The following is a 12,622-nucleotide window of genomic DNA, read 5'->3' as shown; positions in this document are numbered from 1 at the left end:
CCTGACTGTTGAATTTAACTCAACAATGAATTGCGTGTCGATGAATCATTTTTAAGCGGATTCTTTTGTGACCAGGCTGTTGCTATTCTCAGGTCATCAGAAGTGAAACATTGGGAGACTGAATATGTCTGCAAACGCACTCGTTACGGAATTTCTGCTGGCGGCAGAAGAGGGCAACATCGACGCGCTAAAAGCCTGCCTGGATAACGGCGTGGATATTAACGCCACCAACCGCCAGAAAAGAACCGCCATTATTATTGCCAGCCTGAAAAAGCATTATGCCTGCGTGGAATTTTTAATTGCCGCCGGCGCGGATATTGATAAACAGGACCAGACCTGTTTTAACCCCTTCCTGATAAGCTGCCTGACTAATGATTTAACCCTGCTGCGCATCGTTCTTCCGGCTAATCCGGATCTCGACCGTCTGACGCGCTTCGGCGGCGTGGGCATTACCCCTGCCAGTGAAAAAGGCCACGTTGAAATCGTGCGCGAGCTGCTGGAAAAAACCGATATTAACGTCAACCACACTAACTTTGTCGGCTGGACGCCGCTGCTGGAAGCCATCGTGCTGAATGACGGCGGCGCAAAGCAGCAGGAAATTGTGAAGCTGCTGCTGGACCACGGCGCGAACCCGCACATGACCGATAAATACGGCAAAACCCCGCTCGAACTGGCGCGGGAAAAAGGCTTCGATGCAATAGCCGACCTGCTGCTGGCGGCGGGCGCATAACGCATTCGGCCAGCCACGTCCGGCTGGCCGTTAATTCAAACAGTATTTTTACCGACGTGCATTCTGCGCGACGGCGGCCCCCTTTTATCCGTATTCAGGAGAAAACAATGCCAACCAAAATCGTCATAAAAAAGAACACGTATTTCGATTCGGTTTCCTTAATGTCGGTTTCCACCAAAGCCAATAAACTGCCGGGCGTCGAACAGGCGTTTGTGGCGATGGCGACGGAAATGAATAAAGGCGTTCTGAAAAACCTCGGGCTGCTCACGCCGGAATTAGCGGAAGCCAAAAATGGCGACCTGATGATCGTGATTAAAGGCGACGCGGCGAACGATGAAACGCTGGCGGAAATAGAAGCTTTATTTACCCATAAAGCGAGCGGCGGCACCCATGAAGCACGCTACGCGACGATTGCCAGCGCCAAAACTCATCGCCCGGACAGCAACCTGGCGGTCATTTCCGTCAACGGCACCTTTGCCGCCCGCGAAGCGCGTCAGGCGCTGGAAAACGATCTTAACGTCATGCTCTTTTCCGATAACGTGTCGCTGGAGGACGAACTGGCGCTGAAACAGCTTGCGCATGAGAAAGGGCTGCTGATGATGGGGCCAGACTGCGGGACCGCCATCATCAACGGTGCGGGGCTGTGCTTCGCCAACGCGGTGCGTCGCGGGCCGATTGGGATTGTTGGCGCCTCCGGCACCGGCAGCCAGGAGCTGAGCGTGCGCATTCACGAGTTCGGCGGCGGCGTGTCGCAGCTGATCGGCATCGGCGGGCGCGATCTCAGCGAAAAAATCGGCGGCCTGATGATGCTCGACGCCATCGACATGCTTGAGGCGGATGAGGGCACTCAGGTGATTGCGCTCATCTCCAAGCCGCCTGCGCCAGCGGTGGCAGAAAAGGTGCTGGCCCGCGCCAGGGCCTGCCGCAAGCCGGTGGTTGTTTGCTTCCTCGGCCGCAGCGAACCGCCCGCCGATGAAGACGGCCTGCAGTTTGCGCGTGGCACCAAAGAAGCGGCGCTGAAGGCGGTGCTGCTTACCGGCATTAAAAAAGAGTCCCTGGATCTGCATCCGCTCAACTGGCCTTTGATTGAAGAGGTGCGCGCCCGCCTGACCCCACAGCAGAAGTACATTCGCGGCCTGTTCTGCGGCGGCACCCTGTGCGACGAGGCGATGTTTGCCGCGCTGGAGAAGTTCGACGATGTCTGGAGCAACATCCAGCCCGATCCGGCTAAGCGCCTGAAGGACATCAGCGTCAGCCAGGCCCACACCTTCCTTGACTTCGGTGACGACGACTTCACCAACGGCAAACCGCACCCAATGATCGACCCGACCAACCGCATCAGCCGTCTGCTACAGGAGGCGCGCGATCCGCAGGTGGGCGTCATCGTGATGGACTTCGTGCTCGGCTTTGGCGCGCACGAGGATCCGGTGGGGGTGATGATCGACGCGATCAAAGAGGCACAGGCGATCGCGAAAGCCGATAACCGTCCGCTGGAGATCCTCGGCTACGTGCTCGGCACCGACCAGGATCCGCAGTCGCTGGCGCAGCAGTGCCAGCGGCTGACCGACGCAGGCGTCATCTGGGCCAGCAGCAGCACCAACACCGGATTACTGGCACGCGAATTTGTCTGCAAAGGGGAGAAAGCATAATGACCACTTTATTCAACCAGCCGCTTAACGTCATTAACGTCGGCATTGCGATGTTCAGCGACGACCTCAAAAAGCAGCACGTTCCCGTGACCCAGCTCGACTGGACGCCGCCGGGGCAGGGCAATATGCAGGTTGTTGAAGCGCTCGACCAGCTGGCAGAGAAACCGCTGGCGGAGAAGATCGCCGCCGCGAACAAAATCGCCCTTGAGCGCATTATCCAGTCTCACCCGGTGCTGGTGGGCTATGACCAGGCCATTAACGTAGTGCCGGGCATGACCCGCACCACCATTCTGCACGCCGGTCCGCCCGTCGCATGGGAAAACATGTGCGGGGCGATGAAGGGCGCGGTTACCGGTGCGCTGGTATTTGAAGGGCTGGCAACGGATCTGGAGGATGCCGCAAGGCTGGCGGCTTCAGGTGAGATCACCTTCTCGTCGTGCCACGAGCACGACTGCGTGGGCTCCATGGCGGGCGTCACCTCCGCGTCAATGTTTATGCACATCGTTGAGAACAAAACCTACGGCAACCGGGCGTTCACCAACCTCAGCGAGCAGATGGCGAAGATCCTGCGCATGGGGGCTAACGACCAGAGCGTGATCGACCGTCTGAACTGGATGCGCGACGTGCTCGGCCCGATGCTGCGCGACGCGATGAATATCATCGGCGAAATCGACCTGCGCCTGATGCTGGCCCAGGCGCTGCACATGGGCGACGAGTGCCACAACCGCAACAACGCCGGCACCACGCTGCTGATCCAGGCGCTGACGCCGGGGCTGATTCAGGCGGGCTACCCGGTGGAGCAGCAGCGTGAGGTGTTCGAGTTTGTCGCCAGCAGCGACTACTTCTCCGGCCCGACGTGGATGGCGATGTGTAAAGCCGCGCTGGATGCCGCTCACGGCATTGAATACAGCACCGTCGTGACCACCATGGCGCGCAACGGCTACGAGTTCGGCCTGCGCGTTTCCGGCCTGCCGGGGCAGTGGTTTACCGGCCCGGCGCAACAGGTGATTGGCCCGATGTTCGCGGGCTACAAGCCGGAAGACTCCGGACTGGATATTGGCGACAGCGCCATCACCGAAACCTACGGCATCGGCGGCTTTGCGATGGCGACGGCACCGGCCATCGTTGCGCTAGTGGGCGGCACGGTGGAGGAAGCCATCGACTTCTCGCGCCAGATGCGCGAAATCACCCTCGGCGAGAACCCGAACGTCACCATTCCGCTGCTGTCGTTTATGGGCATTCCAACCGCCATCGACATCACCAGAGTGGCGGGCAGCGGCATTCTGCCGGTGATCAACACCGCCATTGCCCACAAAGACGCGGGCATCGGCATGATTGGGGCGGGCATCGTTCACCCGCCGTTTAGCTGTTTTGAAAAGGCGCTGTTGACCTTCCGCGATCGCTACGTTCTATAAGGTATGCATCCATGAAAAACATGAAACTGGAGTGGAAAAGAGGTGACTGGGCGGCCTATTTCGGGTTGATGACCAACAACCTGACTAATTTGCTGACCATGATGGGGTTGCTCATTTTTGTCGTCGGCATCCCGAAGGAGATTGTTTATGGACGCATCGCGCCGGCCTTCGGGCTGGCGGTGCTGGTAGCGAGCTTATGCTACACATGGTTTGGTCTGCAAATGGCGCGCACCACCGGACGTACGGACGTCACCGCGCTGCCGTCCGGCCCGAGCGCACCCTCGATTTTTACCGTGACCTTTCTGGTTCTGATGCCCGTCTACCAGCAAACCGGGGATGCGGATTTCGCGATTCAGATTGGCCTGGTGTGGTGCTTTGTGGAAGCAATGATCCTCGCGGGCGGCTCGTTCCTGGGGGAGACCATTCGCAAGATGATCCCGCGTACCGTGCTGCTGTCGTGCCTGTCCGGTCTTGGCCTGCTGCTGCTGGCGATGAACCCGATGTTGCAGGCGTTCGAAGCGCCCACCGTGTCGTTCATCGTTCTGCTGCTGATCTTCATTAACTGGTTCGGTAAAAAGCCGATTTTCGCCAAAATCCCGACCGGCCTGCTGCTGCTGATTGCCGGAACGGCGCTGGCGTGGATTTCCGGACTGCAAAGCCCGGATGCCATTAAAGCGTCTATGTCCTCCTTCGGCTTTAATCCGCCGGAAGTGCACGTGGACAGCTTTATGCAGGGCCTGCCGCACGCGCTGCCTTATCTGGCGTCCGCCGTACCGCTGGGTCTGGCGAACTACATCTTTGACCTGGAGAACATCGAAAGCGCCCACGCGGCGGGGGATGAGTACCCGACCCGCAAGGTGATGCTGGCGAACGGCCTGGCTTCCATGCTCGGCTGCCTGATGGGCAACCCGTTCCCGGTCACGGTCTACGTGGGCCATCCCGGCTGGAAGGCGATGGGGGCGAGCATCGGCTACACGCTGGCGTCCGGCGTGACCATGTTCATCGTGCCGCTGTTCGGGCTGGGGGCCTTTATGCTCGCCATCATACCGATGACCGCTATCGTGCCGATTCTGGTGTTTATCGGCGTAGTCACCGCCAACCAGGTGGTGCGGGAAACGCCGAAAGTGGAGGTGCCCGTCATCTTTATCTGCCTGTTCCCGTGGATCGCTAACTGGGCGCTGACCATGATGAACAGCGTGATGAGCGCGGCGGGAACCAGCGCGGCGAAAATTGGCACCGACGTGCTGCACAGCAAAGGGATCTACTACGAGGGGCTGATGCACCTCGGCAACGGTGCACCGCTCGCCAGCATGCTCTGGGGCTGTATCGCTATCTTCGCCATCATTAACAAACCGCTGCGTGGGGCCGTCGCCGCCGCAGGAGGCGCGCTGCTGGCGCTGTTTGGCGTGATCCACGCGCCAGTGGTGGGCTTTGCCGAGGGCAGTTCCCTGATGTTCGTCACGGCCTACCTGATGATGGGCGGCATGTTTGTGGTGAAGCATTTCCTCGACAGCCGCGAAGTTGCGAGCGCTGAAGTTACTGTTGCGAAGGAAAACGTATGAAAGAGCTTATGGTCGTCGCCATCGGCGGCAACAGCATTATCAAAGACAACGCCAGCCAGTCGGTTGAACATCAGGCGCAGGCGGTCAAAGCGGTGGCCGAGTCGGTGCTCGAAATGCTGGCCTCCGACTATGACATCGTCCTCACCCACGGCAACGGCCCGCAGGTGGGGCTGGATCTGCGCCGCGCCGAGATCGCTCACGAGCGGGAAGGGCTGCCGCTGACCCCGCTGGCAAACTGCGTGGCGGATACCCAGGGCGGCATCGGCTACCTGATCCAGCAGGCGCTCAACAACCGCCTGGCGGCGCGCGGCGAGCAAAAGGCGGTCACGGTCGTCACCCAGGTGGAGGTGGATAAAAACGATCCCGGCTTTACGCACCCGACAAAACCGATCGGCGCGTTCTTCAGCGAGGCGCAGCGCGACGAGCTACAGCTCGCGCACCCGGACTGGCATTTTGTCGAGGATTCAGGCCGGGGCTATCGCCGCGTGGTGGCCTCGCCCCAGCCGCTGCGCATCGTCGAGGCGGATGCGATTAAGGCGCTAACGCAGAAAGGTTTTGTGGTCATCGGCGCGGGCGGCGGAGGCATTCCCGTGGTGCGCAGCGAGCAGGGGGATTACCAGAGCGTGGATGCGGTTATCGATAAAGATCTCTCCACCGCGCTGCTGGCCCGTGAGATTTGCGCCGACGTGCTGGTGATAACCACCGGCGTGGAGAAAGTCTGCGTTAACTTCGGCAAGCCAGACCAGCAGACGCTGGACACCGTCAATGTAGCGCAGATGACGCGCTACATGGACGAAGGCCACTTTCCGGCGGGCAGCATGCTGCCCAAAATCGTCGCCTCGCTGGCATTTTTACGCCACGGCGGCAGGCGCGTGATCATCACCTCGCCGGACTGCCTGCCCGCGGCGCTGCGCGGTGAAACGGGTACCCACATTGTTAATGAAGGAAGATAAGATGAGTGAAAACAAAAGCCGCCGCGAGTTTATCAGCCAGAGCGGCAAAATGGTCACCGCCTGCGCGCTGTTTGGCGCAACCGGCTCCGTCGCGTATGCTGCCGACACTGCAAAGGCAACCTGCGAGACGGGGAAACCGATGAACATCACTGCAAAGCATTACTATCTGGACAACGTGCTGCTTGAAGCCGGGTTTAATTTCGAGGGCAGCGTGGCGACGAGCACCCGCACCGAGCTGAAAACGCTGGAGATTAAAGACGGGAAAATTGTCGCCCTGCGCGACAACGGCAGCCACGCCGACGCGACCCTGCCGCACTACGACGCGGGTAAAAAGCTGATGCTTCCGGCGATGCGCGACATGCACATTCACCTGGATAAAACCTTCTACGGCGGCCCGTGGCGCTCCCTGAACCGTCCGGCGGGCACCACCATTCAGGACATGATCCGCCTGGAGCAGAAGCTGCTGCCGGAGTTACAGCCCTACACGCAAGAACGCGCCGAAAAGCTGATCGACCTGATCCAGTCCAAAGGGTCCACCATCGCCCGCAGCCACTGCAATATTGAGCCGGTTTCCGGCCTGAAAAACCTGGAAAATTTGCAGGCGGTGCTGGCGCGCCGCAGCGCAGGTTTTGACTGCGAAATCGTTGCCTTCCCGCAGCACGGCCTGCTGCTCTCCAACGCTGAAAAGCTGATGCGCGAGGCGATGCCGGCGGGGGCGCACTACGTAGGCGGGCTGGACCCAACCAGCGTTGACGGCGCGATGGAGAAATCGCTCGATACTATGTTCCAGATTGCGCTGGATTACGACAAAGGGGTGGATATTCACCTCCATGAAACCAGCCCGGCGGGCGTGGCGGCGGTGAACTACATGGTGGAAACCGTGGAGAAAACGCCGGAGCTGAAGGGGAAGCTGACCATCAGCCACGCCTTCGCGCTGGCGACGCTCAACGAGCAGCAGGTGGATGAGATTGCCACCCGCATGGCGGCGCAGCAGGTGACCATCGCCTCCACCGTGCCGATTGGCACCCTGCACATGCCGCTGAAGCAACTGCGGGAGAAGGGCGTGTTTGTTATGACCGGCACCGACAGCGTGATCGACCACTGGTCGCCGTACGGTCTGGGTGACATGCTGGAGAAAGCCAATCTGTACGCCCAGCTCTATATTCGCCCGAACGAGCAGACGCTCTCCCGCGCGCTCGGCATCGCTACCGGCGACGTGCTGCCGCTGAACGATAAAGGTGAACGCGTATGGCCGAAAGCGCAGGACGACGCCAGCTTTGTGCTGGTGGACGCCTCCTGTTCCGCCGAGGCGGTGGCGCGCATTTCTCCGCGTACCGCGACGTTCCACAAGGGGAATCTCGTCTGGGGTGTTGTTGGCTAAAAGCGATCCGGGTGGCGCTGCGCTTACCGGGTCAACATGGGATCGTAGGTCGGGTAAGGTGAAACCGCCACCCGACAATGCAGTATACTGCTATGCACATTTTTAAAGAGGGAGCTGCCATGGCACAAAACATCTACGACAACCCGGCGTTTTTTGAAGGCTACGCTCAGCTTCCGCGCTCGGTGCAGGGGCTGGACGGTGCGCCTGAGTGGCCTGCGCTCAAGGCAATGCTGCCTGATTTAACCGGCAAAGCGGTTATCGATCTCGGCTGCGGTTACGGCTGGTTCTGCCGCGCGGCGCGCGAGCTGGGCGCGTCTGACGTTACGGGCGTCGATATCTCAGAAAAAATGCTTGCCCGCGCGGCTGAACTGACTGATGACGCGGAGATTCACTATCAGCGTAGCGATCTGGAATCTCTTCAGCTTCGCGAAAACAGTCTCGATCTGGTCTACAGCTCGCTGGCGCTACACTACCTGCCGGAGCTGGACACGCTATTCGCCAACGTTCATCGCGCGCTAAAACCGGGTGGCAGCCTGGTCTTCTCGATGGAGCACCCAATTTACACCTGCGCCACCCGTCAGGGCTGGCTGACCGACGACAGCGGCGAGCGGTTCTGGGGCGTGAACCATTATCAGGACGAAAGCCAGCGCGTCAGCAACTGGCTGGCGGATGGAGTGATTAAATACCACCGCACGCTGGGCACCACGCTTAACGCGCTGATAAAGGCCGGGTTAACGATAAGTGAAGTCAATGAGTGGGGACCAACGCAGGCGCAGATTGACGCCTGGCCTGCATTGTCCGAAGAGGCGGAGCGCCCGATGCTGGTGCTGATTTCCGCCCGTAAGGCTCAGTAACCTACCTTATACACCCGCCCGCTTTGCACCCCTTCCACGCTGCGGCGGTAGGCCTGGGCCACGGTCGCGGCGGGAACGCTTTCAAAGCCAGGGAAGAACCCGTCATATGCTTCGGCGGATTCCGTCAGTACCGTTGGGCTAATCAGGTTAATGCGGATCCCGCGCGGCAGTTCGCAAGCTGCGGCGCGGACAAACCCTTCCAGCGCCGCATTGACCGTGGTGGCATTTACGCCCTGCGCAATCGGCTCGTGCGCCACAATCCCGCTTATCAGCGTAATCGAGCCGCCTTCATTCAGATAATGCTGGCCGGTCAGCGCCAGACGCACCTGCCCGAGCAGCTTGTCCTGCAGGCCCTGGTTGAAGTCGCTGTCCTTCATGGTCGCGAGCGGGCCAAAGTAGAGACCGCCGCTGGCGGAGACAATCGCATCCACCGGGCCGATTTTCTCAAACAGCGCCTGCACGCTCGCCTGCGAGGTGATATCCACCTGGTAGTCGCCCCGCGTGCGGCCCACGCGGATGATCTCGTGACGACGGCTTAACTCTTCGGTTACGGCACGACCGACCGTACCGCTGGCACCAATAATGACGATTTTCATATCCGACTCCTCATGTTGTGAGCCCTCATTCTTTAATAAATAAAAAGTCAGATAAACTGGGCTAAAGTTAGATGATTACTAACCAGGGGTTTGGAATATGGATAAGCTTCGCGGCATGGAGACGTTTATCGCGGTGGTAGAGAGCGGCAGCTTCACCGGCGCGGCGGCGCGGCTGGAGATGTCGGCGGTGATGGTCGGGAAATATATTGCGCTGCTCGAATCTCAGCTCGGCACGCGGCTGCTGGAGCGCAATACCCGTCGCCAGAGCCTGACCGACGCCGGACGCGTTTATTTCGAAGAGGCCAGGCGCGTGCTGGAGCAGGTCTCGATTGCCGAAAGCGCGGTTGAACGGCTGCGCGCGGCGCCCGCCGGCACCCTGCGCGTCACCGCCCCCACGTCGTTTGGCGGCTGCGCGATCGCCCCTCTGACGGCCACATTTTTGCAGCGCTACCCGGAAGTGCGTATCGAACTGGATCTCACCAACCGGATGGTCGATCTGGTGGAAGAGGGGGTCGATCTGGCCATTCGCATTGGCGATATCCGCAATGACGATCTGGTGGCGAAATATCTGTGTCCCTACAACATGGTGATCTGCGCCGCGCCGGATTATCTGGCGCGACACGGCACGCCGCAGACGCCCGCCGATCTGGTGGATCATCTGTGCCTGTCGCACACGGTGTGGACCGCGCGCAACGAGTGGCGTCTGCCGGGTGCGGAAGGGGAGGTGCGCTGGAAGCGGGATGCGATCTTAAGATGCAACGACGGCTACGGCTTACGCATGGCTGCGCGAGCCGGGGCAGGGCTGCTGCTGCAACCGGAAGTGCTGGTGGCGGAAGAGCTGGCAAGCGGCAGGCTGGTGCGTGTGCTGGAGCCGTTCACGCCCGCGCCGAGGCCGGTGCATTTACTGTGGCGTCAGGATTTGCGTCCCCTCCCTAAGCTAACGGAATTTATTGCTCATATTCTGCTAAGATTGGGCACAATATAAAAAAAGAAGGTAATCAAAGAATGTCTGCAAACAAACTCGCCAGCAGCGCGCAGGGCCTGCAATCATCTGCCATCCGTGAATTATTAAAACATAGCAAAATGGCGGGCGTGATTTCGCTGGGCGGCGGTATTCCCAATCCGGACCTGTTCGATCGCGAAGGGCTTAAAATTGCCGCCGATGCCGTGTTGTCACAGAATTTTGGCGAGGCGTTCCAGTATGGCCTGACGGAAGGTGTACCGGGGCTGCGCGAAGAAATTAAACGCATCTGCGAGGGGCGTGGCATCGCCTGTAAGGCCGATGACGTGGTCATTACTTCCGGCTCTCAACAATCTCTGGACGTGCTGGCGCGTGCGTTAATTAATCCGGGCGATACGGTTGTCGTTGAACGTCCTACCTATCTCGCCGCGCTGCAGGTCTTTGGCCTGGCACAGGCGAATTTTGAATCCGTCGGCACCGACGGCGACGGCATGAAGGTCGATGAACTTGAAGCGCTGGTGGCGAAGAAAACCATCAAGGCGGTTTATATCGTTCCAACCTTTGGTAACCCTGGCGGCGTAACGCTTTCCGAAGCGCGCCGTAAACAGCTGGTGGAATTATCAAAGCGCTATGATTTCGTGATTATCGAAGACGATCCGTACAGCGAAATTAACTACACCGACGACGTGTTCCGCCCGCTGATTGCCCATGCGAAAGATATCGGCAATGAGGATAACGTGGTGTACACCTCTACCTTCTCCAAAATCCTCGCGCCGGGCACCCGCGTGGGCTGGGTGCTGGTGCCGGAATGGCTGAAGCGCGCGGTGGTAAACCTCAAGCAAACCACCGATCTGCACACCAGCACGCTGTCCCAGCTGATGACCTACGAGTACCTGAAAACCGGGCGTCTGGCGAACCAGATTAAAATGATCCGCGAGGCCTATCGCCAGAAATACCAGACGTTTGCAACGGAACTGGAAGCCGAGCTGGGCGATGTGATGTCGTTCCACAAGCCGAAGGGCGGGATGTTCCTGTGGGCAAAAATGAACAACGGCATGAATACGGCGAAATGGCTGGAAAAAACCTTAAGCAACGGCGTGGTGTTTGTACCGGGCGAGTTCTTCTACTGCAACGAACCGGACCCGACAACGCTGCGCATGTCATTCGTCACCCCAACGGATGAGCAGCTTAAAGAAGCGGTTCGACGCCTGAAGATCTCCCTGTAACAGAGCGCGCATAACGGCAGTTGCCGTTGTGCGCGCAGGGTGAGCTTATTGCGTGGCGTGGGCGAGCGCGCGGTCTGAAGCATCGCCGCCGATCGTCTGCGTCACTTCATGGATACGACAGATTTTCCCCTCGCGCAGTGCGGCAAACATATACACCTCTAATTCCGCCTGGCGACCATCTGGATACGTCACCGTAGCCCAGTGCCGGTCTGCTAAAAGATTCTCGTGACAGGCCAGCTCTTCTACCCTGAATGCGATCGCGCGGATCTGCGAGCGGACGTGGTTCAGGTGCTGCACAAAACCCCGAAAATCAAGCGTGTGACCATCCGTGTACTGCTGGTAATCGGGCGTGAACACCTCTGCGGGATCTAATTCGCCTTTGAACAAGCGGCTTAACAGGCACGCCATTTTCTCGCGCTGTAGGGTATTGTCAGGCTGGGCTATCAGGGTTGTGATGATGCTCATGTTGGCTCCTTGTGTAGTTGAGCCACCATTATCCTTGACAGTCGACGGCGCAGTTTCTGTAATACGTCGATGAATAACGATTTTCGGCCAGGATAAAATGATCGGTACAGAGACGCTCCGCCATCCCGGCGGTTACCGCACCGCGTGGCACAGCCATCCCACCGGACAGCTCTGGCGTATTGCAACGGGGCTGCTGGTGATTGAGACCCAACAGGGGCGTTCGGTTGTACCCGCAAACCATATTGGCTGGATCCCGCCGGGCCAGCAGCACGCCGCCTTTTCTGAAAGCGCGATAGAAGGCTGCGCTATCTATCTTGACCCTGCGTGCTGTGCAATGCTTCCCGATGCCCCCGCGCTGTTCGAGCCCGACGATCTCACTCATGCACTGTTTTCCCGCTTAAGCGTTGCAGAAAACGAGTACGATCCGCGAAAGCTCACCCTGCTGCTGGATGAGCTTGCCCTGACGTCTCAGGTGCACTTTTATCTGCCCGTACCGACGGATCCGCGTCTGAAGAACGTGGTCAGCCATTTGCTGCAGTGTGTCGATGATAATCAAACGGTCAAGGGCCATGCCAGCCATGCCGGGATGAGCGTGCGTACGTTTAACCGTCGATTTAGCGCCCAGACGGGAATGAACTTCGTCAACTGGCGGCAGCTGGCGCGCGTCATGCAGGCAATGGAGTGGCTGGCGGCGGGGAAGCCGGTGGGATGGATTGCGCTGTCCTGCGGCTACAGCAGCGTCAGCGCATTTATTGAGGTTTTCAGAATGTGGACCGGTAAAACGCCGGGGCAGTGGGGGATTAAAGGTGGCGCTATAGAGCCGGTTTGAT

Annotated in this window: 12 protein-coding genes; 10 read left to right on the top strand and 2 right to left on the bottom strand. The window is 59.3% G+C overall.

Features of this window, described 5'->3' with window-relative positions:
- Positions 1–124 precede the first annotated feature (124 nt).
- From ACMGGH_RS00310 to ACMGGH_RS00280, 7 genes are all read left to right on the top strand, one after another.
- The gene (locus ACMGGH_RS00310; RefSeq protein ID WP_041908539.1) at positions 125–730 is read left to right on the top strand and encodes an ankyrin repeat domain-containing protein; all 606 of its coding nucleotides are present in this window, start codon (positions 125–127) and stop codon (positions 728–730) included.
- A gap of 107 nt (positions 731–837) precedes the next feature.
- A complete protein-coding gene (gene fdrA, locus ACMGGH_RS00305; RefSeq protein ID WP_420299053.1) occupies positions 838–2,379 on the top strand; it encodes an acyl-CoA synthetase FdrA in 1,542 nt (513 codons plus the stop codon).
- Positions 2,379–3,794: a DUF1116 domain-containing protein gene (locus ACMGGH_RS00300; RefSeq protein ID WP_232948872.1), complete on the top strand. Its 1,416-nt coding sequence runs from the start codon at positions 2,379–2,381 to the stop codon at positions 3,792–3,794. The genes fdrA and ACMGGH_RS00300 overlap by 1 nt, the downstream gene beginning before the upstream one ends.
- An 11-nt stretch (positions 3,795–3,805) precedes the next feature.
- On the top strand, positions 3,806–5,356 hold the full coding sequence (locus ACMGGH_RS00295; protein ID WP_045629909.1) for a hypothetical protein: 1,551 nt from the start codon (positions 3,806–3,808) through the stop codon (positions 5,354–5,356).
- A complete protein-coding gene (locus ACMGGH_RS00290) occupies positions 5,353–6,309 on the top strand; it encodes a carbamate kinase family protein (protein ID WP_088204887.1) in 957 nt (318 codons plus the stop codon). Before ACMGGH_RS00295 ends, ACMGGH_RS00290 begins: the two co-directional genes overlap by 4 nt.
- Before the next feature lies 1 nt (position 6,310).
- Entirely contained in the window at positions 6,311–7,690 is a 1,380-nt protein-coding gene (locus ACMGGH_RS00285; protein ID WP_232948873.1) for an amidohydrolase family protein, read from the top strand.
- A 119-nt stretch (positions 7,691–7,809) separates the two neighbouring features.
- Positions 7,810–8,544, top strand: coding sequence for a class I SAM-dependent methyltransferase (locus ACMGGH_RS00280; RefSeq protein WP_232948874.1), 735 nt, complete (start codon positions 7,810–7,812; stop codon positions 8,542–8,544).
- Here ACMGGH_RS00280 and ACMGGH_RS00275 read toward each other — a convergent pair.
- Positions 8,538–9,140: a short chain dehydrogenase gene (locus ACMGGH_RS00275; protein WP_047367523.1), complete on the bottom strand. Its 603-nt coding sequence runs from the start codon at positions 9,138–9,140 to the stop codon at positions 8,538–8,540. The genes ACMGGH_RS00280 and ACMGGH_RS00275 overlap by 7 nt on opposite strands.
- Positions 9,141–9,237: 97 nt before the next feature.
- Here ACMGGH_RS00275 and ACMGGH_RS00270 point away from each other — a divergent pair, with 97 nt between their 5' ends.
- Together ACMGGH_RS00270 and ACMGGH_RS00265 are read left to right on the top strand one after the other, a co-directional pair.
- The gene (locus ACMGGH_RS00270) at positions 9,238–10,125 is read left to right on the top strand and encodes a LysR family transcriptional regulator (protein WP_045260881.1); all 888 of its coding nucleotides are present in this window, start codon (positions 9,238–9,240) and stop codon (positions 10,123–10,125) included.
- A 20-nt stretch (positions 10,126–10,145) separates the two neighbouring features.
- Positions 10,146–11,327 carry a PLP-dependent aminotransferase family protein gene (locus tag ACMGGH_RS00265; protein WP_232948875.1) on the top strand — a complete coding sequence of 394 codons (1,182 nt, stop codon included), beginning with the start codon at positions 10,146–10,148 and terminating at the stop codon, positions 11,325–11,327.
- Positions 11,328–11,372: 45 nt separating this feature from the next.
- On the opposite strand, the gene ACMGGH_RS00260 is transcribed toward ACMGGH_RS00265, so the two are convergent.
- Positions 11,373–11,792, bottom strand: coding sequence for a nuclear transport factor 2 family protein (locus ACMGGH_RS00260; protein ID WP_232948876.1), 420 nt, complete (start codon positions 11,790–11,792; stop codon positions 11,373–11,375).
- Positions 11,793–11,889: 97 nt separating this feature from the next.
- Here ACMGGH_RS00260 and ACMGGH_RS00255 point away from each other — a divergent pair, with 97 nt between their 5' ends.
- Positions 11,890–12,621 (top strand): AraC family transcriptional regulator, encoded by a 732-nt coding sequence (locus tag ACMGGH_RS00255; protein WP_232948877.1) that lies wholly within the window; start codon positions 11,890–11,892, stop codon positions 12,619–12,621.
- The last annotated feature ends 1 nt before the right edge of the window (position 12,622 follow it).

Origin of the sequence: Enterobacter sp. BNK-16, assembly GCF_048684955.1 — a bacterium.
GTDB lineage: Bacteria > Pseudomonadota > Gammaproteobacteria > Enterobacterales > Enterobacteriaceae > Enterobacter > Enterobacter bugandensis.
The sequence above is the reverse complement of the archived record's forward strand: the minus strand, read 5'-3'. Positions and strand labels throughout refer to the sequence as shown.

What these genes read in the sequence shown, in the direction of transcription:
- ACMGGH_RS00310 (WP_041908539.1), top strand. Translation starts at nt 125, where the DNA reads ATGTCTGCAAACGCACTCGTTACGGAATTTCTGCTGGCGGCAGAAGAG.
- fdrA (WP_420299053.1), top strand. Translation starts at nt 838, where the DNA reads ATGCCAACCAAAATCGTCATAAAAAAGAACACGTATTTCGATTCGGTT.
- ACMGGH_RS00300 (WP_232948872.1), top strand. Translation starts at nt 2,379, where the DNA reads ATGACCACTTTATTCAACCAGCCGCTTAACGTCATTAACGTCGGCATT.
- ACMGGH_RS00295 (WP_045629909.1), top strand. Translation starts at nt 3,806, where the DNA reads ATGAAAAACATGAAACTGGAGTGGAAAAGAGGTGACTGGGCGGCCTAT.
- ACMGGH_RS00290 (WP_088204887.1), top strand. Translation starts at nt 5,353, where the DNA reads ATGAAAGAGCTTATGGTCGTCGCCATCGGCGGCAACAGCATTATCAAA.
- ACMGGH_RS00285 (WP_232948873.1), top strand. Translation starts at nt 6,311, where the DNA reads ATGAGTGAAAACAAAAGCCGCCGCGAGTTTATCAGCCAGAGCGGCAAA.
- ACMGGH_RS00280 (WP_232948874.1), top strand. Translation starts at nt 7,810, where the DNA reads ATGGCACAAAACATCTACGACAACCCGGCGTTTTTTGAAGGCTACGCT.
- ACMGGH_RS00275 (WP_047367523.1), bottom strand. Translation starts at nt 9,140, where the DNA reads ATGAAAATCGTCATTATTGGTGCCAGCGGTACGGTCGGTCGTGCCGTA.
- ACMGGH_RS00270 (WP_045260881.1), top strand. Translation starts at nt 9,238, where the DNA reads ATGGATAAGCTTCGCGGCATGGAGACGTTTATCGCGGTGGTAGAGAGC.
- ACMGGH_RS00265 (WP_232948875.1), top strand. Translation starts at nt 10,146, where the DNA reads ATGTCTGCAAACAAACTCGCCAGCAGCGCGCAGGGCCTGCAATCATCT.
- ACMGGH_RS00260 (WP_232948876.1), bottom strand. Translation starts at nt 11,792, where the DNA reads ATGAGCATCATCACAACCCTGATAGCCCAGCCTGACAATACCCTACAG.
- ACMGGH_RS00255 (WP_232948877.1), top strand. Translation starts at nt 11,890, where the DNA reads ATGATCGGTACAGAGACGCTCCGCCATCCCGGCGGTTACCGCACCGCG.